Here is a 22011-nt window from a genome sequence, read left to right on the forward strand (position 1 = left end):
GATCAGTAAACGCCCTCGATCACCGGCTCGCCCTCAAAGTTGGCGACCGGGACCACTTCACTGACGGAATCACCAATCTGATTGTCCGGGCCATTCATTCGAATCGCAGTGTCGCGTTCGAGGTTGTTCGGAATGAACATGCCCTTGCTGATGTGATTCATCACCACCTGGCCGCGCTCACCGTAGGGCACACACTCCCCCGTATCGGGATCGATCACCCAGAACACCACGTAGGGTGAGCGCGGGTCGAAGACGAAGGCGTCCCCGTCAACGCGAGTCCTTGCCTGGGACAAGATCATTGTGCTGCCGAAGGCCATCGCGATCTCGGCGGTCGGGAAGATCTCGCGGAGCAGATCGAGAGTGTCCAGGTCTACGTGGGCGCCGCTGATCAGTATGTAGCGGATCTTCTGGTTGACCAGGTCCACCATGGCGTCGTCGCGGGCGATGGCGCCCAGCAGCGGCAGGCTGGTGTGCAGGTTGGCGACCCGCTGGGTCTGCAGCACGAACCTGGCCTGCTCCAGGACGTGCTCGACATACCCAGACACTTCGGCGGTGGCGTTGCGTGCGGAGAGTTTCTTGACCCACCGTGGGTCGAGGTCCACCGCATAGAACACCGAACCGAGCCGCTCGCTGACCGCACGCGAGAAATGACCGACCCCGTGCGGGCCACTGGGCATGAGGAACAACAGACCCTGCCCTGCCACGAAGCCGCCGGCGGTGAAGTCCTCGACCTGCCATTGCGTGACCTGCTCAACCCAATCGGGTAGTTGCGCTGTGCGTTTGGGTGCACCGGTGGTGCCACCGGATTCGAAGATCTTGGGCACCGGCGCCGGGGTTCCGTAGCCGCGCGGGATGAGGTCCTCGACGGGTGCATCACGCAGCTCGTTGACCAGGTTCGGGAACAGCCGAAGGTCCTCGAAAACCTTTACGTCGGTCAACGGGTCGAAGTTCAGGGTCTGCGCGGTGCGCAACCAGAACGCCGACCCGGTGTCCTCGCCGAAATGCCAGGCGATCGCGGCACGCAGGTAGGCCTCGGGATCTGGGACGGGCCCGGTTCGCGGGACGTCCAACAGCGAGAGGTCGATCTCAGCCATGCGGCCATCCTGGCGCAGGAAACGCGATCCTAGAAGGAGTTCCACCGCCGTTCGTGGCGCGTTAACCCTGCCGGATCGCTGTGGGGCTGTCTACTAGCGGACTTTCGCCGCCGTCCGATCGTCGATTTCGCGGCGCAGTTCTGGCCCCGACCACTTCTCACCGGATGCGGTTGCCTGGTGGATCAGGCTGACGAGCGCGGCGTTGACGGGCGCACTGACGCCGAGCTTCTTGGCAAGCTCGACTACTTCCCCGTTGATGTAGTCGATTTCGGTCGGCCTGCCACGGGTGAGGTCGTCCAGCATGGACGAGCGCGCCTGAGGGTCAATCTCGACCATCTGCCGGGCTACCCGGGCGAACACGGCGTCCGGCATCCGCAGCACCCAGGGCATGAACGCGAGCGGCGCCGCAAGAGGACTGACCACTGCCTGGCCACTGCGGCGCAGCAGCCCCAGTGCTTCGCGTTGCGCAGCGGCCAGCACTAGACGGTAGTGTCGCTGTCCCAGTTCGGCTTTCAGCGGCAAGCCCGAGAGTGCGTTGACCGCATTGTTGAGGTTGACCACGAGCTTTCCCCACTGCACCGCCGACATGTCCTCACGCACGGCGGTAGGCAATCCGCTCTCGGTCAGTGCCTGTGCCAGGGACTCCGCACCCGTAGAGATCGACAACTTTCCCTGTGTGCCCTGATGAAAGTGCGCTGGCCCGACCTGCGCGACGTTGAAGCCGACCATTCCGGTGATCACGCGGTGTTGCGTGACGTATCGCGATATCTCGGTGGGGTTGCGTATCCCGTTCTGCAGACTGACCACCACAGCTCCGGGGCGGAGCCGGTCGGCCAGCGACGCCGCCATCTCCGCGGTCGCGGCCGATTTCACCGTCACCAGCACTACATCGGCGGCGTGCACCGCATCGATGTCTTCGGAGAACACGCATTTGTCTCCGGGAATCGTCGCCGACCAACCCAGATAGTCCGAAAGAGCGAGACCACGCTCGGTGATCGACTCGCCTAGGGCGGCGCGGCCGATGTACACCAAGTCATGCCCGGCGGCCTGCAGCCTGCCGCCCACATAACAGCCGATGCTTCCGGCTCCCGCGACAGCGATTCTCATTGGGCTCCAACCTCAACGCTCTGCGCGGTCGCGCGGGCACGGTCCCAATAGTACGGATTGTGCGAGTTGATGACCTCCACGTCGTCGCGCGTGGCCAGCTCACGTAGCTGTTGCGCGTTGTACAGCCGCGAGGTGGCATCAGCCTGCACCAGACTCTGAAACACCTTGAACACCAAGGGGCATCGTGGATCTGTGAGCATTTCATCGGGGTGCATGAAGGCATCACCCGCGTGTACGAGCCACCGCGGGCGCCCGATGCCACCGGTGTCGATCACCACGCCGACATGCCCGCGGCTATGCCCCGGAAGCGGAATGATCGCGATCTCCTCCGGCAGACCGTGGAGTTGCCGCACGGCGCGGAAGCCGAACCACTGATCGCCACCAATCGAATACTCGGACCAGCGGTCACCTTCTCTACGTCCCATGAGTTCGGGCTGCCCGCTGTAGCGCACCTTGTCATGAAGTGTCAGCTGCGCGCGTATGGATTCTGCTTCGATGGCGTGCACATGCAAACGTGCGTTGGGAAAGTCGTCGACTCCGCCGACGTGATCGTGGTCGTGATGGGTGAGCACGATGTCGGTGACATCGGCAGGGTCATAACCGAGTGCCTGCACCTGGCGCACCGCTGCCTCCGATTCGGCGAACCGAGGGTTGAGCAGAAGCTTGAGGGGACGGCCGATCCTGGCCACCGGATCGGCGATATCGCGCAGGCCGAATCCGGTGTCGACAAGCAGCAGCCGCGTTTCGGTGTCGACGAGCAGACAATGGCAAATCAGCCGGCCGCGCTGCCAGGGTGCTCCAGCGCCTTCCATGAGCCGTTTCCCGACGGGCGTCATCGTGCCACAGTTCAGGTGATGAATGCGCATGGTCAATCCTCTGTCCCGGAAAGCTTCGCGAGCGCATCTATCTCCACCAGCAGCCCGGGCGGGAGCCCACCGAAAAGGGTGGTCCGCGCCGGGTAGGGCTTGCTGATGGTGTCCTCGAAGGCCTTGTTCAGCTCGGCGAATCCTTCTGGTGCGTGAAGGAATACCCGCAGCATCAGCACATCGCCGAAATCGGCTCCGGCCGCATTCAAGATCGCCTCGATGTTGCGCAATGTCTGGACGGTCTGCGCGTAGACGGTCTCTCCGGCCAGGGAACGGGTCTGGGCATTGATCCCCACTTGCCCGGACACCTGCAGGGTGTCACCAATGCGTACGGCTTGCGAGTAGGCGCCGACGGGATCTGGCGCCGCGTTGGTTTCGATCTGAGCCTTGGCCATCCGAACTCCTTTGCTACCAATGAATGAGAGGGTTATGGGGTGGGCCCGCTCGCGGACGGACCGGGGAGGGTTTCTTTCAGGACGCGCCGGGCATTGCCGCCGAGAACCCCGGCTGCCCCGGGCGCATCGAAGCCGGTGCGCAACAGTGCGTCGATCAGCGACGGAAATCCGGTGGGCCCGTCGAACCCCGGGACATACCTGGGTATGCCGTTCATATCCGTTCCAATGCAGAGGTGCTCGGGGCCGACCAGCTCTGCCAGGTGCGAGGCGTGCCGCGCGAACTCATCCAGGTCTCGCATGCCGACGCCGCGAAACCCCATCGGCCACAATCCGATCAGGCCGCCGGTGGCGGATATCGCACGCGCCTCCTCGTCGCTGATGTAGCGCGGAAATTCATGGACCGCCAATGCGCCGGTGTGCGAACTGACCACCGGTGCGGACGTCTGATCGCAGACCGCCAAGGTGGTAGCCGCGTCGGCGTGCGCCAGATCTATCAGCATGCCCAGCCGGTTGGCTTCTGCGACAACCTCTTTACCGAGGGCGGTCAGGCCCGAGGAGTATCGGCCGGCCCGCACTGCCCGGCTGCCCCTGCTCCCGGTCACCGACGTACCGATCGTTCCGAGGGCGTTGTCCGCGTAGTGCACCAGACCCAGCACCCGCACTCCCATGCGGTGAAGGTCGATCAGCCGATCCGGTTGTGCTCCCACGACATCGGCGCCTTCGACACCGAGCATGACTGTGGCGGTGTCTCCTGCTTCGATCTGCTCTACGGTCTCCACCACCGCGATACCCGCCGCGGAGGCCTCGGCCCGGGCCAGCTCCAGCTGGGCCTTCACGCCATTCCATGGCGAGCGCAGTCGCCATGCGGTACCCAGCAATGCGTCCCCGACCGCGGTGACGATAGCGAGGTTCACCTTGCCCTTGGGCAACTGCGACAGCGGTTCGGACTGCATGTCTATTGTCTTGGCGCCCAATGTGCGCAGCCACCGCGGCACAATGCTCAGGCCGTGGGTGTGCATGTCGATGGTCAGCGCGGTGTCGTTGAGCTTCCTGGCTTGCTCGACCGTGGTGCTCATATCGGGCGCCCCTCGATTCCGGGCATCATCGCAGGGCCTCGGGGGCCGTTTTGATCACGTCGTCCCAGAGCGGCTGGAACTGGAACCATCCGGCGACGGGGGTGCCGATCTGGTTGTAGACCGAGACGGCGGTGTCATGGTCGATCGATCGCGGTTCACCAGCGGCCATGGCGAGCAGCTGCGCCTGGCAGGAGCGTTCCATCGTGATGAACCACCAGGCGGCCTCCGCCACCGAGTGGCCCACGGTAAGCAGCCCGTGATTCTGCAAGATCACTGCCTTGGTGGACCCGAGCGCGGATCCGATCGCCCGGCCTTCTTCGAGGTCGCTGACCACGCCGCGGTAGTCGGTGTACACCGCGTGGTCTTCGTAGAAGGCGCATGCATCCTGCGTGATGGGCAGTAGCGGCTGCCCCAGCGATGAGAACGCCTTGCCATGTATCGAGTGCGCGTGCGCCGCCGCGATCACATCGGGCCTGGCCTTGTGCACCTCGGAGTGAATGCAGAACGCCGCCCTGTTCACCGGCCGGCTGCCGGTGATCACGTTGCCGTCGTGATCGACCTGGATCAGGTCGGACACGGTGATGTGACGGAAGTTCATGCCGAAGGGGTTCACCCAGAACGTGTCGGGGAACTCCGGGTCCCGGACGGTGATGTGCCCGGCCACCCCTTCGGAGAAGCCGAATGCCCCGAATATCCGGAATGCCGCTGCCAACTCGCGCAGTCGGCGATCACGCTCCTGCTCGACCGTCGCTGCCGGTGCCGGACTCATCGGGACGGCATCGGCGGAGCCGACCATGTACGCGGACAACCCTTCGTCCACCACAACATCTCCGGAGGTCATGTACCCACCTTTCAATACATATCTGTATCTGATGATCACAAGCTACCCCCGCTGCAGAAAACCCGTCAAGAGGAGCAGCATCCGAAGATGCTGAAGCGAATAGTGTTTGAATACAGATTAACCAGATGGCCGACCATTACGAATCGCCCTACCGCCATCTCGCAGGTTCTCCAGCTGTTTTGCGTGCGCTCACTGTAGGATACATATCTGTATCGACAATATGTTTCACGGATCACACCACGGAAGGGGCGCCCATGACGACCGGTTCGACGCGCCGACGCGAACAGACCCGCGCCCGCCTGATGGAGGCCGCACTCGATGTGTTCGCCGACCGCGGATTCCATGGCGCCAGCATCGAGAACATCTGCGAAAAGGCAGGATTCACCCGAGGCGCGTTCTACTCGAACTTCACGGGTAAGGATGAACTCTTCTTTACCTTGTTCGATGCCAGCAGCGACCAGCTGATCGCCGCGCTGCGGGCAGCGCTGGATAAATGCCGCACGAGTCCCGACCCCATCAGCACCTTCATCGCCACTATCGACGACAAGGGGCCTGCGCAACGCCGCTGGTATCTCATCAGCATGGAGTTCACGTTGTACGCGATCCGTGAGCCCAGCGCCGCGGCGGTGCTGGCCGAGCACGACGCACGGCTGCGGCGCGAGGCCGCCGGCATCATCAACGAACTGATGACGATCGCGAAGCGGGAACTGGTCATCGATGCCGAGCTCATTGCCCGGCTTGCCACCGCGCTGCGTGAAGGTGTGGCCGCACAGTTCTACGTCGAACCTGAGCTGGCCGAGACGCGCATGCTGGAACGCCTGGCCTTCCCCGCCATGCTGCGCGCGTTCTCTCAGCCCGCAGGGTCGATAGCCGGTATCGAATAGCGGTGCCGCTTAACCGGTGACGTCCCAGACCTCAAGCCGGTTGCCGCCCTGCCGCTTGGCGGAGTACATCGCATGATCGGCATCGGCGACCAATTGCCCAATGAGGTTGTCCGGAGCGGTATTCGACGTGGGCGATGGGCAGCTGGCAAGCCCGACACTCACCGTCACCGTGACCATGCCATCTAGCGATTCCGAACCGGCCCGGATCTGCTCGGCGACCTCTCGCGCCTGCGAGGCAGGCCCGAGTAGTGCGACGCAGAACTCCTCGCCGCCAACACGCCCAACTACGGCGCCGCTGCCCGAAATCGCCTTGATGTGGGAGCCCACATCGGCGATCACCTGATCGCCGACACCGTGCCCAAAACGATCGTTGATCTGTTTGAACCGGTCGATGTCGATCATGATCACGCTCAGCTCAGATCGATCAGCTCGTGCCGCCTGGGCCAGGGTCATCGACTGATCATCGAATCCTCGCCGGTTGTGCAGGCCGGTGAGCGGGTCGATACCGGCCGCCCTGGCATCGCTGGTGAGCGCCAGCTGTGCGAAGTGGATGATCGGCGGCACCCCGACCAGCAGCGTCGCGGTGACCACCGAATCCGCCATGGCCACGGCCCAACCCTGCTGCAGGTCAATAGCGATCGCAAGGAAGGTCAGTGTGGCCAGAGATGCAAGCAAGTACAGAACGATGAGCCGGGCGCCATGGAAGGAACATATGTAGATCGCCATCAGAGATAGGGAGATAAGGCCGTGCATGCCGGTGCCCCTGTCGGAGTCCGCGAAGCAGGCTATGCACACGGAGGCAACCGAAGTAACCGAAAAGACCACAGATTCGGATTCCTTCGGCAGCGGCCCTAACCACCAGCGCAGCATCCAGAAAAATGCGAGCAGGCTCGCCAGAATGTCGAGCCATCGCCATACACCAGTGCGCGGCCCCATCGGCGAAAACTCCATCGCCAGTGGGATGAGGGCCAGTGCGCCGGCACATCCGCCGACGGCAGCACGCAGCGCCACACGCATGGAGCGCGTCGAGAAGTAGCCCATCATCTGGTCGTAGCGTGACGGCGAGCTCCACCACCGTGATAGGTCACCGAGAGGCAACGCGCTCGTGACTCCTCCGGTGCCGGTGAACGCACCCATGTATCCCCTATCGTGCTTCAGTTCATCTCGACCGAAGCAAGTATGGCAACACACGATCCCCAGAGTGGCAAGACTGCCCTCACGTGAAGACGATCTGCCGTGATGGCGGCCGTGCACCCACATGTCGTACATGCCACAAACCGTTGTAAATCCGGCCGGTCTACTGAAAACCTTTTCCGGAGCTAATCAATAGGCCGGGCAATGCCGGCACGAAGGAGCACACGAACTCACTATGGTCTCGATTCCGGTCTCGGCGAGGAACTTGTTCGCCCTCACTCTCGGCGACGGGGTGCGCCCACCCACACCAACCAGCCATGTTGCCCTGTTCGACGAACCACACCGCCAGTTGCGCCGTTACGGCACTGACGATCCGCGCGAGTCCAGCGCTGTCCCAGTCCTGTTGATTCCGCCGCTGGCAGCGTCGGCGACATGCTACGACCTAGCACCGGGTCAATCACTGGTGGCGCACCTACTCGAGCAGGGTCGCACGCCCTACGTCGTCGACTACGGTGAGATCGGCTGGGCAGATAGACATCTGGGCCTGGAGGCCTTCTTCGCCGACATCATTCCGCAGGCCATCGAGCGCGTCCTCATCGATTCCGGCAAGGCGCAGCTGGACCTGATTGGGTGGAGCCTGGGCGGCACCCTGAGCCTTTTAACCGCCGCGGCCGACCGCGGGTTGCCGATCCGCTCGATCGTCGCCATCGGCACCCCGTTGGACTACGGACAAATCCCGGGGTATCCCGAGGCACGCCGAATCACCAAACGCACCAACGGCTATGCCGTCACCACGGTGCTACGAGCGCTCGGCGGCATTCCCGCACCAGTGGTGCAGGCCGCCTACCGCGCCACCTCATGGGACCGAGAAATCAAGCGGCCCTGGTTCCTCCTGAACAATCTGGACAACACCGAAGCGTTGGCCAAGGCCGAAGTGATCGACCGATTCCAGGACGCCTTCCCCGGTTACCCAGGACGGGCCGTCTCGCAGATGTGGGGACGATTCATCTATCACGATGAGATCGCCGCTGGCGTGGTCAATGTGGCCGGTCACACCCTCGATCTGACGGCTCTGACGTTGCCGATCCAGCTGTTCGGCAGCCACCGTGATGCCATCGCACCGTGGGAGTGTGTGCATCACGGCGTGACGATGCTCAAGTCTGCGGACGTTCGATTCACCACGGTGGAGGCAAGTCACCTCGGACTGGTGGCGCTGTCGGCCGGTGTCAACGAGACGTGGCCAGCCATCGATGAGTTCTTGGCCGAACTGGACGGGCGCGAGTAAGTCGCTGATCTCGTCTGTCTGTACTTCTTCTGTGGTCCCGGCTGGGTTCGAACCAGCGACCCCTCGCGTGTGAGGCGAGTGCTCTTCCACTGAGCTACGAGACCGCATGTTGATCGTTGATGGCTGATCAACCGAGGTGAAAGGCTAGCACGAGACGCCGGAAACACCGCAGTCCGGCCGCCGACGGGCCGCGCACGCAAGGGATTTGTGAATAAACCTTCCGTTCGACTACTGTTTCAACTCGCACCGGGTGACGATCTCATCCGTTGCGCGCGGATGTAGCGCAGTTGGTAGCGCATCACCTTGCCAAGGTGAGGGTCGCGGGTTCGAATCCCGTCATCCGCTCGAAGGGGTAGACAGGCATCCCTAGCGGTGGAGTGGCCGAGTGGTGAGGCAACGGCCTGCAAAGCCGTGCACACGGGTTCGATTCCCGTCTCCACCTCCATAAAGACCCGCGCGATTAGCTCAGCGGGAGAGCGCTTCCCTGACACGGAAGAGGTCACTGGTTCAATCCCAGTATCGCGCACCACGATCGATGCAGGTCAGAGGCAATTTCGACAGCCAGACCAAGTGCTTGCACCACATACGCACCACATCGCACTGTTGTGCACCACTACCCCGCACCACTTCGTCGTAGGGTTCGGGGACTGTCATACCCCTGGCTTAGCCTGAGCTGATGATTGCTAGTAACACGGCGATATGCGCCTACAAGCCGGTTCCCGTTGTGGACCGCATGACCGACAAGAAGGACCGGCGTACCCCGTTCCTCATCCCCCGCAGTACTGAACTCAACGGGCCGCACATGATTGCAGCCCTCAGTGAGTTGATGTGCGAGCCGAACGGACATGGTCCGGCATACAGGAATGAGCTTCGTCGGATCTACTTCGACTACTACGACCTGCCACAGACCACCGAGACAGCCGCAGAGTTTGACGCAGCACTCGATAGTGCTGTCGAGATGGGTCTCATGTGGCGCATCAACCCCAACCCCGAAGAGTATGCGGACCTATTCGTCTCTGGCCTCTACAAGAGAACGTCTCTCAACAGATAGTTCATCCCCGCTCAACTCAATCCGGGCATCACTAGATACTGCCGTTGTAGTGTCAGTGCGTAACCAGATGGAGGGCTGGATATGGACCGCAACATCCTGCGTGTCGACCCCACCGAGCTTCGGTACTCAGCGGGTCGCATGAAGTCCACGGCAGCAGATCTCGACACCGCTCACGGTGAGGTGCACAGCAAGATCGGTGAGCTGATCACTCAGTTCGGTGAGTCCGCCACAGCCTCGGCTCTTCGGGAGAAGCTGGCCGACTGGGAGGCCGAGACCAGAGCACACCGCAACGAGGTGATCCGGATGCAGGGCAACTATCTCTTGTGCGCTGACCGCTACGAGCAGACGGACACCCTGTAGATGTCCTACCTACTGATGCTTGCTCAGATCCGGCGCATGCCGCCGTTGATCGGGTACCTGCAAGACGCCCTTCACGAGAGGGCATCGGGGTCCGCGAATTCAGCCGATGAGATCGCCGCGATACGCAAGTCGGCCACCTGGGAGGGAAAGGGCGGCGATGCGGCCATGAACGCTCTGGGCCGGTCCATCCTGAGCTTCGACACGGCGCAGTCCGATGACCGGCGCTTGGCCCTGGCCGCTGATGAGGTCCACTCACGAGCACTGGCTCTCGTGCAGAAGATTGACGACCTGTCTCAGGAAGCCAAGGCTGCCTGGTTCACCCTCAATGAGGAAGAGAACCGGATGGTGGCGGGTCTGGATACCCGCAAGATGGATGAAGACGAACGGCGCGAGTACATCGACAAGCACGCTGAGCTACAGGCCAAACTGGAGGCCATCCGCCGTGAAGGTGAAGAGGTGGATCTCGATTTCGGTCGTCTGATCGCCACTGCTACCGGCACCACCGATGCCAGCTCTGGGCTGACCCCGATCGCCCAGGACGGCAAGACGGTGATCCAGAGCCCTCCCCCGGAAGGTGTCTTGGAGCGCACGGGGTATTGGGTGATCGATCCCGGCCTTGGTGCGGACACACCAACTCAGGCAGCCAACGCGATTGCGCCCTACTCGCATCCGACCGATCCCAACTTCAAGCTCAACACCGGACCCACCTCGGACTGGGGATACCCCGCCCGCAACTGGTCATCCAAGCCCTTGGCCGAATACATGCAGAGCTATCGATTCCGTATCACCGGAACCGAATTCACCGGGCAGACCAAAATGATCAAGATGGATGGCAAGTGGTACCAAGCCGAATGGCAGAACTACAAGTACGAAGTGCGGGTCAACCAGAACATCACCGTCAACCCAGACTCCTCCCCCATCAAAGAGATGCCGTTGGTCAATCAGCCGTGGAAACCCATCTCTCAGGCGGGCATCGTGGACATCTCACACATGTTGCCTAACACCAAGATCTGGCTGCCGGATTCCTGCGGTGGGAAGGTCACTCTGGTTGACGGCAATGTCGTCGGCCCCCGATTCAAGATGCCTCCGGTGATGTATGCGCCGCATTCGTAACATCGCCATAGCCGTCCTGGCGCTCCTGGTGGTCGCTGGGGGCGTGTTCTGGTACGTCCAGAGCCGGACACCCGCCAAGAGTGACTGTGACATCGCTGCCGACATGATGGCCTACCGCAAGACCACGGGCGACGAGATCAGCGCCGTCAAGGACAAAGCCGACGACATGGACGACCCCAACGGGTACATCCTCAAGAAGTACGACGCATGGCAGAGCCAGGTCCCCGCGTACATCGATCAGATCAAGACCCCGGACATCAAGGCTCGGGCACAGGCGGTTTCAGATGCCGATGGCCCACTCATCGCGTGGCACAAGGGATTGATGGCCAATCCCCCGGACTTCTCCGACCCCGCGTGGCAGGCCAGCAACGACGCCAACCTCAAGCAGATCAGCGACCGCATCGACAAGGCCACCAAGGATTTACGCCAGGTGTGCCCCAACGCGGGCCGCTGATGAGTGCGCAGGCCAACATCAGTGAGGTAGCGGAGTCCCGCTCCTGGAGACTGGCTGAGCGCTCAGAACGCACGGGCACTCTCGGCGCATTGGATCAGTGGGACAAGGACGGCAACTCGGTGCGGGTTTTCTACAGCGCCAGGGGTGCTGTTCGCACCGGATGGGTCCGCGAGGGTAACCAGGACTTCGTACGCATCAATGGACAGCACAAGGAAGAGAAGATAATTCGCTATCTCAAGACCGGATTTCTGAGTTAGCCCTGCCCTATTCGTGCTCGCTCGGGTCTTGGTCTTCGGTTTCCGACTGTCTTCGGTCGCGTTGTTGTTCGCGCCATAGGCTGATCAGCATCGGGATGTAGACGACGGCACCGAGTGTGTAGATGATGTAGCGGATTTGTTGGCGCAGTGGAAATTCGGTGTCCCACCATGAGGCCAGTACGATCTGCCACAGCACGAGTGCCAGTGCAACGCTTTTGACGAAGAAGACTCTGCCGATCCGGTTTGTCCATGGTCGCGAACGCAGCCCGTAGAGGACGGTGAACGCGGTGACGAATACTGCCTCGAAGATCAGTGAGAGGTTGGCGCCGAGCCGGTAGTCGATGCCAAACCACACATCGGAGATGAACACTCCGACAATCGTGAACAGTCCGGTCAGATAAACCCATCTCATCAGCTCCCCCTTTGCATCGAGGCTAGAAACAATCTCGGGACCTTCCCTAGTAGGTGGAGGGGATTCCGTTGCTGGAGTGGGGTTCTCAGAGGCCCTCAAGGCACGTTCTTCGGGGGTTTCTGGGAATTTGTGGTTTTCCCATTTCCCCAGGTCTGTGGCGGTTGTACTTCTTTCTACTCCATTGGTCTCTGTCCTCGTGCCTCCTCTCTCTCCTTTCTTTCCGGGCTCTGGGATGGGCCTCTGTAGCTCTTTGCGGGTCTCCGGGTCCCTGATGGTCTCGACCAAGAGAGCTCGGAAGCCTTCCTCTGAGTCCCTGTGCCTACGCGACTTGTCCTTCATGACTCTCGCCAGGCGTCCTGCCATCGAGACCGGAACGATGAAGGAGTCGTGCTCGACCAGTGGCGTGATCCCGGTCTGTGTCTGGATCTCCAGTGCGATGGCTACCGCTGCGTCGCTATCAATCTTCTGGAAGCGTGCTCCCGCATCGGAGCAGAGCAGGGAGCGGATCGGCTTGTGCTTGTGCTTGAGTGCTGCCAGCAGCTTCTTGGCGTATGGGTTCAGCTGCGCGCCGCTGTTGGTCAGCTCTGGGTTCAGCTCCCTGAGTTGTGGGTCTTCCTTGAGTTTCTTGACGAATGCCCTCACCGCCGCAACTTCGTGCTTCGCATTGAAGGCCGTGTTGAGCAGAATTTTTCCGTGCTGCCTTGGGAAGCCGGGGACCTCGTAGGGATCGGTCAGGGGGCATTCCCTCCTGACCTCCCGATAAGCCAGGACTACATGGATGGCCTTAAAATCGATCTCCACCACGGGCTCATAGGTGTCACCCACCTTGACCTGTAGCAGCTGGCGCCACTCCTTCTTTGAGTTCTGGTAGGACGCACCAGCGTGGTACAGGCGACCGCCACGGGTGAAGTCCAAGTTGAAGATTCGGCGCATCGGGGGGACCTTGTAGGGCTTGCCGTTGACATCGATGATGTCCAGATCGGCGTATCCAGCGTTGAGCCGCTCTACCTGACGACGCCAACGACGGGTCGTGGTGGTCTCCGTGTAGTCGATCGGACGAGCGTTCTTGTCTCGCAGGACGAGAAGTTCCTTCACGTCGTGCCACGGGCGCTCTGCATCTGCCGGAACCAGATCGATCAGTAGGTCGTTCAGCTTCTGGGTGGGGCGGATTGTGGTCTGGCGTCCCGGACCACCGACGCAGTGGTAGCCCAGCTCTTGGTCGAGGAACCCTTCGGCGACAAGCGCATCGACACCGGGGACCACCAGGTAATGGCTCTCGTGCTTGGAGTCATCCTTGTAGCGTGCTGGGCGTGCGTAGTACGTCTGAGCGCGAGAGATGCGGGTTGAGTGGCCACGCTTGGCAGCGCAAACCGCAGACAAAGCAACGACGGCTCGGGCCACTTCCTTCTTGGCCGTGGTTTCGGGGAAGCTGGGGGCAAGCCGCTGAGCAGCCTGGTCTACCAGCTGCCGATCCAGCAGCCAGTCCACGTGTTCCTGGCCAGATTCAAAAAGCATGCCACCCAAGAGGTTCGGGAAATGTGATTCCGTGCTAGGCTTCATCTATCAGCTTTCTTGCTGGTATGTCTGGGTAGACATCTGGAGCCCCCCGGTTCGCCGGGGGGTTTCTCTATTTCTGGGTTCAACTCTACCTCTTTGACCAGCGATTCTGCTGAATCGTCCTGCCCTGCAATATCTTTAAAGCCCGCTTACGTGAAAAGGTTCTTCCACCAAGGCTTATGAGAAATAAGAGGAGCAGGGTGGTGCTCCTTGTTGTGGAGATGACGGGCTGCTGCCCATAGACAGGCACTCACCGTGGGGTACCTACTCAGCTCGGCGAGGTTCCACATTAAGGTCCATGCGTCGCGGTCGTCGTCATGCATCGGTGATGCTGTCGGGTGCACCGCGAACGGGCCACACATCAGCACATTCCCGAAACACAGCATGGCGAATGAGCCAGAGCCTTCACGGACTGCGCACGGGTCCCAGACCAGGCTTTCGATCTCCTCGCCGCACTCATCGCAGTTCATCGCTGACCCCTCACACGCTCACGGTGGCAAGCACGGCAGCCACGTTTCCGAGGTGCGTTCGGCGCCCGGTAGATGTTGTCCTCGGTGAACTCGTGACCGCGCAGACAATGGGTCAGCGCCGCCTCGTAGTGACTACCATTTGCTACAGAGTCCATCTGATTATCAGAAATTGTTCCGTATCTGAGGTTTTCCAGACGGTTATCACTAGGGTCGTCATTGCTGTGCAGCACCAGCATCCCCTCAGGCCTGGGACCCACGAACGCCGCCAAAACGGCGTGGTGGACCTTCACCTTCTGTCCATCAAGGACGCATCGAGGGTAGGGCGTCGATGTCGCGTCCAAGACCAGCAGCTTGCCGGTGCGCATCGAGAGCACCTTGCCAGTTCTTGAGACGGCGTACCTGGGGTGCCCTGGGATCGGTCGCCACCAATCGTGAACTTGCTCCATGTTGACCTCCTGATCAGCGGGGAGGCGTAGTTGCCTCCTCACTTTTTCTTGATGGCCACGGCGAGAAATACAGTGCGGGCGTGGGACTAAAAATTTCTCTATAGGTTTTGAGTAGCCACGACCCAGGAGGAATCCATGCCCGACGTGCTGTCACCACTGATCCGTCTCGCCACCGCTATCCATGCTCAACGGGGTGTGTACGCGCTGTTGGTGGGCTCTGGCGTATCCCGAGCAGCTGAGATCCCGACCGGCTGGGACATCCAGAAAGATCTGGTACGCAAAGCTGCCGCTGCCATGAACTCCGATGAAGAGCTAGCCCGGACGAACCCTCAGGAGTGGTGGAGCCAATATGGGGGCGGTAGCGAGTTCGGCTACTCGTCGGTCCTAGCCGCACTCACGGACTCATCAGCGGCCCGCCAGGGCCTACTAGAGCCCTACTTCTTTCCATCTGCTGACGATGGCCACAAGCGGCCCACGGCAGCACATCACGCCATCGCACAGCTGGTGAAGCAGGGCTACATCCGGGTGGTGCTGACGACGAATTTCGACAACCTATTGGAGCAGGCATTCCAGAGCGAAGGCGTAGCTGTCCAGACCGTCAACCGGGCCGAGCAGATTCCGACGTCCAAACCGTTGGCTCAGGCTGCGGCAACCATCATCAAAATCAATGGTGACTGGACGGACCTGCAATTCCGCAACACCGAGGCGGAGCTTGAGGCATACCCCCAGGAATGGGAGGAACTTCTCCGCCAAGTATTCGCCGAATACGGACTGTTGATCTCCGGATGGTCGGCGGACTGGGACAGGCGACTTGTCCAGCTACTAGAGTCAACGCCCCGCCGCTACGGCCTCTATTGGGATCAGCGCTCAAGCAAGGGCCAGGTGGCCCAGAACCTCCTAGAACGCCTCGGTGGACACGTAGTCGAGGCACCCGACGCAGATGTGCTCTTCGGTGAGCTGGCGGCGAGTGTGGCTGCTATCGCCCAACTGGCCGAGCCACCGTTGACGACCGCAGTCGCGGTACAGCGTCTCAAGCAGGTCATTGCCGATCCGACACGAAGCCCTGAGCTGACCGACCTCATCGAGGGCCGGACCGAGACCGTGGCCGACTACGTGGCGACCATGCGCGAGGACCCGAGCCCTGTCGAATACGCGGATCTTCTTAAGCAGACGGTCCAGGAGACCATCCCGCTGCTGCCGCTGTTAATCAACGGTGTACGGCTCGACACCACGGGCCAGCACAATCACCTCTGGACCAGCACCGTGCAAACCCTGCTTGATGTCCGGGGTGTCGCACTGTACGAGCATCTTGAGTCGCTCCAGCACCTACCGGCCCTGCTCGCCTTGCGCGTCATGTGTATCGCCGCCCTGGACCGCAATCGCAACGATGTCTTTGTCGGACTGCTCACCGAGCCACGATGGCGCGCACCGCACCAAGACACCACCCCACGTCCGAGTGCATGCGCACTGCATATGAACACCGTGCTCTCGGACCACGAAATCAACAAGATCATCCATGGGAAGTCCAAGTTTCCCGTCAGCGCCTATCTCGCCGACACGTTGCGAGAATTGTTTAACCAGAACCGAGTACGGTCACCGCGCTATGAAACCCTATGTGAGGATGTGGAATACCGAACCGGATTCATTCAGTACCTCAAGAACCCCGATCACTCTCACAACATCGGCGAATTCGTGGGCACAGCACTCCAGCGGGCAAGTCAACGATCCCAGGCGCAATGGCGCTTCAATGATGAGCTTGGGCGACGACCTGGGGAGGACGCCTGGAACACCCTCCTGGACAACGGCGAGCTGGGCGAAGAACTCGATGCGTATGACCTCAGGCTTAAAGAAATCGCACAGCGAGCCCAACACCCCAGCGGGTGGTGGCACGACAGCTCACTGTTGCGGTAGTCCCTTGTGTCAATGAGTTTAATTAAGGGTCCTTACGTGACTATAGGTTTCTATCTGCACTTCTACAGGTTCGAGAAGTCGAATGCCTCTCTGTGACAACTACTTTCGTCAGCACAGAGGGTATGTACGGGGTAGCTTGGGTAGGTAAGGCACAACCCGAAGGACTCCCATGGCACGCACACCCAGCCCGGCGAAGGGCCTCTTGTCGATCGCTCAGGTCGCGGCTCGTCAGGGAGTGGCCGCGAAGACCGTGCGGCGATGGATTGCCGAGGGGCGTCTACCGGCACAGCGCGTGGGACCGAAGCTCATCCGCATCGCAGAGAGCGACCTGGAGCGCGTAGAGCGTGCCTGCGGCCCCATCAAGGACCCGGTGAGCCAGGCCGTAGAGGCACTGACAGCGCGCCCATTGACGGACGATGAGATCACCCGCTTGACGGAGCTGCTCAGGGGGCCTTCTGCGTGAGAGCGCTCATTGCCGCTGCGATCTGTTGATCTCTCCCTTGCGCGGCATGCTGGTATCGCATTGCCGCTCCCACGGTGCTATGCCCAAGGCGCGACATCAATTCCGCCAACGTAGCGCCCGCCTGAGCGGCCAGCACAGCGCCCGAATGTCTGAGGTCGTGCCAACGGAGATCGGGCCGTCCTGCCTTCTCCCGAGCCCTGTAGAAATGCCTGTAGAGCGTGGAGGGCTGAAGGTGTCCGCCACCAAGAGCCGGGAACAACAGCGCGTCCGGTTTCTCGCCGACGAACTTGTCAAGGTGGTCCACGAGGGCGGGAACGATGTGCGGCGGCACAGCCACATCCCGAACACCGGCCTCGCTCTTGGGATCGCCCACGATGAAGCCCCCGCCGACACGAGCAGCACCACGCCTGATCTTCAGGACGGCTTCCAGTTCCTTGGTCACCACAACGTCTTGACGTCTCAACTCGATCAGCTCGCCGAAGCGGGGCTGGCACCACGCGGCCAACGGGACCATGAGCCGGTAGCGCTCAGGCATCTCATCCGTGATGGTCTCCAGCTGCTCCAGGGTCGCCGGTTCCGGCTTGACCTTGCGCGTGGTACTACCACCGCCACGGATCAAACATGGGTTCGCATCGATGATTCGGTCACGTGTGCGTGCGGTCTCCATGATCGCCCGCAAGAGGCTGTAGGCATGACTGCGCAACGTCGGTCTGTCCTTGAGCGTCTTGGCGTACCAACTGTCCACCGATTCCATCGTGATGTCACGAACAGGCTTGGCCCCGAACACCGGCAAGAGATGGTCATCGAGCAGACCCCGGTAGTGCTCCACAGTGCGCGGCCTGAGTGCACGGCCCTTTACCGTCCGGGATTCAAGCCACCGTGCCGCGTACTCGTCAAAGCGTTCGGCTGCTGCCCTCTTCTGCTTGGCCGCATCACGCTTCTGTTCAACACTGGCCGGGGGCGACCACAATTCACGGTCAATCTCACGCCTGCGATCGGTAAGCCACGCTTCGGCATCCAGCTTGAGCGCGAACGTCATTGGGGCGTCGTACAGCATGCCATCGGGTCCGGTGTAGCTGGCCTTCCAACGGCCAGAACGGAATTGACGCAGCCGCCCGAAAGTTCGCCGGACGGACCTGGCTGGGGTCTTCTTTTTGGGTGCCATGACCCCGGTCAGCCCTGCACCACTTTGCACCACATATGCACCACATCAGTGTACCCCAGTGGGTATTTGAGTACACTTAAGGGCACATGATGATTTGTATATATAAGCTGGTAAGAACGATAAAATCCCAAGTAGGACACGCACTCAGCAAACTGGGTGGATACGGATTCAATCCCAGTATCGCGCACCAAAGTTTTTTCTGCAGGCCAGAAGGCTGCACAGCGCGCATCCCATGCGCCACCACGCTGGCGATTCAACAGACAGTTGAAGCGCTTTCGCCGGGCCTGGCAGATAGCTGTACACGTGGGTGATCAGATGTAAAAATGCGCACGTGACTGAGGATGCCTCTGTGGCACAGGCCCGCACACTCCTGGCATCGCTCTACGAGCATGTCAGTGAAGTGTCACAAAACATGGCCAAGACCGAGCACCTCATCCGACATACCGCGAAGCACAGCGCAACCCACCGGCATCACCACCGCCGGGCGGCCGCGATGCGCAGAGACCTCTATGAGGCCCACCGCCTCATAGACGGCATACATCACCGGTACCCCACTACGCGAGACGCGCGGTAGCCCCCTCAGCCGTCACGGCACTCGACGAACTCGCCGTCGCCAACTCCGCGCGGGCACGTCGTTCCACCAATAGCGGCACAAACTCACGCACCCGGCAGTCGACGAACTGTGCGTGTGCACCCTGCACCACAGCCGAGACGTGTTCGGGCGACAACCACGAGTACATCGCTATCAGCCGCTGCTGGACCGCCGCCACTAATGCCTGCTCACTCATTCCAGACATGGCATAAGCGTGAGCCACCACACCTGGCCCGTCAACCGGTAGTTCAGATGCCCTTAACCACAGAGCGCCAGCCTCGTCGCTGGGTTGATCTGAGAACAGTTCGCCGTCAGGTATTCATTTCTCATTGCATCGGGGTGAAGTAGGCATTCACTTTTTCACCCTATCGGTAGCTGAAACATAAAGAATCTAGAGATTTTTGCGGCTTGACCATCTGTCTTTTCCGCACTAGAAATTGCTGGTGCAAGCGCTACGAGTGCAGCTGACTGGCCTGTTCATCGCGGGCGGCTTGTTGGCCGGGTGTGTGGTTCCCGGCGCCGCGAATGTGGGTCAAGGACACGTTGGTTCCGCCGCCGAGATCCTGCCCGATGATGCCCAGATGTCTTCACTTTTGGCGCTCCGGCTCCATTCGGATGCGCGCGTCGAAAGGCTCGATCTCGCGGCAGCCAATGCCCACAGCGCGGATACCCGCACAAGTTCTGTCGAGTGCCTCGGTGTTGCCTCACCCAGCTGGGGCACCACATTCGCCGAAGCTCCCATACGTCAGGCGATACAGCAGCAATGGTCCACACGCTGGAAAATTCGGGGAACTGGTTCGGGAACGACGATAGAGATCCAGATTGTTGAGCTGGATTCCCCGGGCAGTGCCCGAACCTGGTTCACCACCCTGGAGGCCAACTGGCGGCATTGCCAGGACAAGCCGTTCACCACACAAGGTACCGGGACCGTTGCGGTAACCAATGTCGAAATCAAAAATGTTGCACAGGATCGTATTTCATCAGATCTTGTGCAGGCGATTGTCACCGAATCGACCGGACCGCAGCATCTGGCGCCACGCCAAACACAGCGAGCTGCCATACAGACATCGCAGTACATCATCGACGTATCGGTGCGCGGACGCAACGACGCCACGAGTGACAAAGCCCAATCCGTGGCCCGCCTGGTGAAAGCCAACGCCACCGCGTAAGCCCCCTCCTGCGCTCGTTTCTGCCACCACATCCGGACTCATCGCGACACTCGCGACGTAAGGATCGTGTAAATCGAATAGTCCTGCGGGCACCGAAACACCTTGCTGTTCAGCGATTTCAGCAAGTTCACAGCGACTTTGTGAGCAGCGTCATAGATGCTGAATTCAACTGACAGTTCTACAGTTTCAACTGTCACAAGGACGTGTCGCTCCCGGGTATCAATTCCACTGCTCCTTCAGCCGCAGAGTGATTGGAGTCCGTCATGCAACCATGCACTGTCCCGAAAGTTCGTTTCCACAATGGTGTGGACATCCCCCAGCTCGGGCTCGGCGTCGCCGCAATCCCCGATGCCGAAGCGGAAACCATTGTCCGGCAAGCACTTGAAGCCGGATACCGACATATCGACACCGCCACCAGATATGGCAATGAGCGAGGAGTCGGTCTGGGCATCGCTCGCTCAGGCATACCCCGCGAAGACGTCTTCATCACCACGAAGTTGTGGGTGGACGACTTCTGTGATGTGGCAGGCGCTTTCGCGCGCAGCCTCGACATGCTCGGCACCGACTACGTGGATCTGTTCCTGATCCATTGGCCTGCACCGGATCACGGGCAGTACGTGACCGCCTGGCAGCAGATCGTGCAGCTCTATTTGTCCGGCGGCATCCGCGCCATCGGAGTATCCAATTTCGAGCCCGAGCACGTTCACGCCATCGTCGATGCGACCGGCGTGCTACCGGTGATCAACCAGGTGGAGTTACATCCGTACTTCCAGCAGCGAAAGTTGCGGCAGTTCAACTCCGATCGGGAAATCGTCACCGAAGCATGGAGCCCCTTGGCTCAGGGAATCGGCGCCACCGAGGACTCCCCACTGGCTGCGCTGGCCGCAAAACACAACAAGACCCCCGCGCAGCTGATCCTGCGTTGGCATATCGAACTGGGACACGTGGTGATCCCCAAGACCTGCTCGCAGAGCCGGCTGGCGGAGAATCTGCAGATCTTCGATTTCAGTTTGTCCCCAGAGGATCTCGACGTGTTCGTTCAGTTCGACAAACCAAACGGCCGGCTGGGGACACATCCCAACGAGGGATTCTCGGCGCACCATTCCGCGCGGAGTAGATGGCACCGGGAGCAACTGGCCAGGCGCGCCGCCTAGCCTGTAGTCGTCACCGGTGGGCGATTAGCGGATACCTATGCGGACGCTTCCGGCAGCGACGAGTTCGGTATTGTTTGCGGCCAGCGATCCATCCGGTAGACGGAGTGTGTCCTCAAGCCCTATTCGTGCGCCAACCCCTCGCGCCGCTGCGAGGTCGAGTATGGGCCATGCCGACGAGTCCTCACCGTGCAGCAGCACATCGAGGGCGCCGCCCACACGAACCTGTGCCAGCATGCGCACTGCTTGCTCTTCTACTTCGCTGCCGGCGACCCCGCCCGGAAGCTCCAGCAATACACGAAAGCACTCCCGGCGAAGCGGCGAGCCCGACCACAATAGGGCGGCCGCCTCGTTCCACAGTCCTGCCTCAACACCGATCCCGCGCGCCAGCAGCGTCTCGGCGACCTCGACCGCACCGTCCTCATGCCAGTTCACCGAGGCGAAGTCCGGTAGCTCGGTCCACGCGTCAATAGCCGCGCAGCGCGCGGCGGGATCGGGCAGGGCCCAGGCGCCCGTAGTGACACCGACGGGAAGACCCGGACACCGCGCACGGATGGCGGCAACGACAGGATCGACCGTACTGGCAAGCAGGGAGTCGAATCCGTTGGCGTCCTTGGCATGAACGTGAACCGCTGCTGCACCTGCATCACGGCATGCCGCAGCATCCTCCGCGATCTCGGTTGGTGTGCAAGGGATCGCGGGGTGCTGATCCTTGCGTCGCACCCCGTTCAGGCATGCCTTTAGGTACACCGTCTGCA

General features: G+C 61.2%; 23 protein-coding genes and 4 tRNA genes. 14 read left to right on the plus strand and 13 right to left on the minus strand.

The annotated features are described in order from the left end of the window. Window positions 1-2 precede the first annotated feature (2 nt). From RHO23_RS09855 to RHO23_RS09880, 6 genes are all read right to left on the minus strand, one after another. A complete protein-coding gene (locus tag RHO23_RS09855; RefSeq protein ID WP_423489000.1) occupies window positions 3-1094 on the minus strand; it encodes a phenazine antibiotic biosynthesis protein in 1092 nt (363 codons plus the stop codon). A gap of 93 nt (window positions 1095-1187) precedes the next feature. Continuing rightward, complete coding sequence (locus RHO23_RS09860; RefSeq protein WP_070941118.1) at window positions 1188-2201, minus strand: 2-dehydropantoate 2-reductase; 1014 nt, start codon at window positions 2199-2201, stop codon at window positions 1188-1190. Then, window positions 2198-3037, minus strand: a complete 840-nt coding sequence (locus RHO23_RS09865) for an MBL fold metallo-hydrolase (protein WP_423489001.1) — start codon at window positions 3035-3037, stop codon at window positions 2198-2200. Before RHO23_RS09865 ends, RHO23_RS09860 begins: the two co-directional genes overlap by 4 nt. 32 nt (window positions 3038-3069) lie before the next feature. Beyond that, entirely contained in the window at window positions 3070-3462 is a 393-nt protein-coding gene (locus RHO23_RS09870) for a RidA family protein (protein WP_070941120.1), read from the minus strand. Window positions 3463-3494: 32 nt separating this feature from the next. Further along, window positions 3495-4538: a dipeptidase gene (locus RHO23_RS09875; protein WP_070941121.1), complete on the minus strand. Its 1044-nt coding sequence runs from the start codon at window positions 4536-4538 to the stop codon at window positions 3495-3497. A gap of 25 nt (window positions 4539-4563) precedes the next feature. Next, window positions 4564-5379, minus strand: a complete 816-nt coding sequence (locus RHO23_RS09880; protein ID WP_070917509.1) for a class II aldolase/adducin family protein — start codon at window positions 5377-5379, stop codon at window positions 4564-4566. 254 nt (window positions 5380-5633) lie between these two features. Here RHO23_RS09880 and RHO23_RS09885 point away from each other — a divergent pair, with 254 nt between their 5' ends. After that, window positions 5634-6263 (plus strand): TetR/AcrR family transcriptional regulator, encoded by a 630-nt coding sequence (locus RHO23_RS09885; RefSeq protein WP_064409035.1) that lies wholly within the window; start codon window positions 5634-5636, stop codon window positions 6261-6263. 9 nt (window positions 6264-6272) lie between these two features. Here RHO23_RS09885 and RHO23_RS09890 read toward each other — a convergent pair whose 3' ends face one another. Continuing rightward, window positions 6273-7400, minus strand: a complete 1128-nt coding sequence (locus RHO23_RS09890; protein ID WP_070917507.1) for a GGDEF domain-containing protein — start codon at window positions 7398-7400, stop codon at window positions 6273-6275. A gap of 232 nt (window positions 7401-7632) precedes the next feature. On the opposite strand from RHO23_RS09890, the gene RHO23_RS09895 reads away from it, so the two are divergent. Beyond that, window positions 7633-8682 (plus strand): alpha/beta fold hydrolase, encoded by a 1050-nt coding sequence (locus RHO23_RS09895; protein ID WP_064409037.1) that lies wholly within the window; start codon window positions 7633-7635, stop codon window positions 8680-8682. A 32-nt stretch (window positions 8683-8714) separates the two neighbouring features. Here RHO23_RS09895 and RHO23_RS09900 read toward each other — a convergent pair. Next, window positions 8715-8786, minus strand: a tRNA-Val gene (locus RHO23_RS09900). A gap of 168 nt (window positions 8787-8954) precedes the next feature. Between RHO23_RS09900 and RHO23_RS09905 the strand changes: the two genes are divergently transcribed. The 8 genes from RHO23_RS09905 to RHO23_RS09940 all read left to right on the plus strand — a co-directional run bounded on the left by RHO23_RS09905 (window position 8955) and on the right by RHO23_RS09940 (window position 11917). Then, window positions 8955-9027: transfer RNA gene (locus RHO23_RS09905), tRNA-Gly, on the plus strand. A gap of 26 nt (window positions 9028-9053) precedes the next feature. Continuing rightward, a tRNA-Cys gene (locus tag RHO23_RS09910) sits at window positions 9054-9127 on the plus strand. 9 nt (window positions 9128-9136) lie between these two features. After that, window positions 9137-9211: transfer RNA gene (locus RHO23_RS09915), tRNA-Val, on the plus strand. A 147-nt stretch (window positions 9212-9358) separates the two neighbouring features. After that, window positions 9359-9733: a hypothetical protein gene (locus RHO23_RS09920; RefSeq protein ID WP_423489002.1), complete on the plus strand. Its 375-nt coding sequence runs from the start codon at window positions 9359-9361 to the stop codon at window positions 9731-9733. An 81-nt stretch (window positions 9734-9814) separates the two neighbouring features. Beyond that, window positions 9815-10093, plus strand: coding sequence for a WXG100 family type VII secretion target (locus RHO23_RS09925; RefSeq protein ID WP_423489003.1), 279 nt, complete (start codon window positions 9815-9817; stop codon window positions 10091-10093). Then, window positions 10094-11206, plus strand: a complete 1113-nt coding sequence (locus tag RHO23_RS09930; RefSeq protein WP_423489004.1) for a hypothetical protein — start codon at window positions 10094-10096, stop codon at window positions 11204-11206. Further along, window positions 11190-11660, plus strand: a complete 471-nt coding sequence (locus tag RHO23_RS09935; protein ID WP_423489005.1) for a hypothetical protein — start codon at window positions 11190-11192, stop codon at window positions 11658-11660. The genes RHO23_RS09930 and RHO23_RS09935 overlap by 17 nt, the downstream gene beginning before the upstream one ends. Beyond that, entirely contained in the window at window positions 11639-11917 is a 279-nt protein-coding gene (locus RHO23_RS09940; protein WP_423489006.1) for a hypothetical protein, read from the plus strand. The genes RHO23_RS09935 and RHO23_RS09940 overlap by 22 nt, the downstream gene beginning before the upstream one ends. A gap of 7 nt (window positions 11918-11924) precedes the next feature. Here RHO23_RS09940 and RHO23_RS09945 read toward each other — a convergent pair whose 3' ends face one another. Then, on the minus strand, window positions 11925-13817 hold the full coding sequence (locus RHO23_RS09945) for a putative phage holin (RefSeq protein ID WP_423489007.1): 1893 nt from the start codon (window positions 13815-13817) through the stop codon (window positions 11925-11927). 535 nt (window positions 13818-14352) lie between these two features. Next, complete coding sequence (locus RHO23_RS09950) at window positions 14353-14721, minus strand: HNH endonuclease signature motif containing protein (RefSeq protein ID WP_423489008.1); 369 nt, start codon at window positions 14719-14721, stop codon at window positions 14353-14355. 216 nt (window positions 14722-14937) lie between these two features. Between RHO23_RS09950 and RHO23_RS09955 the strand changes: the two genes are divergently transcribed. Then, complete coding sequence (locus RHO23_RS09955) at window positions 14938-16713, plus strand: SIR2 family protein (RefSeq protein ID WP_423489009.1); 1776 nt, start codon at window positions 14938-14940, stop codon at window positions 16711-16713. Window positions 16714-16882: 169 nt separating this feature from the next. Continuing rightward, on the plus strand, window positions 16883-17176 hold the full coding sequence (locus RHO23_RS09960) for a helix-turn-helix domain-containing protein (protein ID WP_423489010.1): 294 nt from the start codon (window positions 16883-16885) through the stop codon (window positions 17174-17176). Here RHO23_RS09960 and RHO23_RS09965 read toward each other — a convergent pair. Both RHO23_RS09965 and RHO23_RS09970 read right to left on the minus strand, forming a co-directional pair. Continuing rightward, the gene (locus tag RHO23_RS09965) at window positions 17157-18341 is read right to left on the minus strand and encodes a tyrosine-type recombinase/integrase (protein ID WP_423489011.1); all 1185 of its coding nucleotides are present in this window, start codon (window positions 18339-18341) and stop codon (window positions 17157-17159) included. The genes RHO23_RS09960 and RHO23_RS09965 overlap by 20 nt on opposite strands. A gap of 554 nt (window positions 18342-18895) precedes the next feature. Further along, window positions 18896-19138 (minus strand): three-helix bundle dimerization domain-containing protein, encoded by a 243-nt coding sequence (locus tag RHO23_RS09970; protein WP_064409039.1) that lies wholly within the window; start codon window positions 19136-19138, stop codon window positions 18896-18898. A gap of 238 nt (window positions 19139-19376) precedes the next feature. On the opposite strand from RHO23_RS09970, the gene RHO23_RS09975 reads away from it, so the two are divergent. Next, window positions 19377-20102 carry a sensor domain-containing protein gene (locus tag RHO23_RS09975; RefSeq protein ID WP_131822570.1) on the plus strand — a complete coding sequence of 242 codons (726 nt, stop codon included), beginning with the start codon at window positions 19377-19379 and terminating at the stop codon, window positions 20100-20102. 263 nt (window positions 20103-20365) lie between these two features. Continuing rightward, complete coding sequence (locus RHO23_RS09980) at window positions 20366-21256, plus strand: aldo/keto reductase (protein WP_423489012.1); 891 nt, start codon at window positions 20366-20368, stop codon at window positions 21254-21256. Between the two features lie 24 nt (window positions 21257-21280). Here the strand turns inward: RHO23_RS09980 and RHO23_RS09985 are convergent, their stop codons facing one another. Then, window positions 21281-22003: a 3-keto-5-aminohexanoate cleavage protein gene (locus tag RHO23_RS09985; RefSeq protein WP_070920169.1), complete on the minus strand. Its 723-nt coding sequence runs from the start codon at window positions 22001-22003 to the stop codon at window positions 21281-21283. Between the last annotated feature and the right edge of the window lie 8 nt (window positions 22004-22011).

This window comes from Mycobacteroides sp. PCS013, assembly GCF_049532645.1.
Taxonomy (GTDB): Bacteria; Actinomycetota; Actinomycetes; order Mycobacteriales; family Mycobacteriaceae; genus Mycobacterium; species Mycobacterium gwanakae.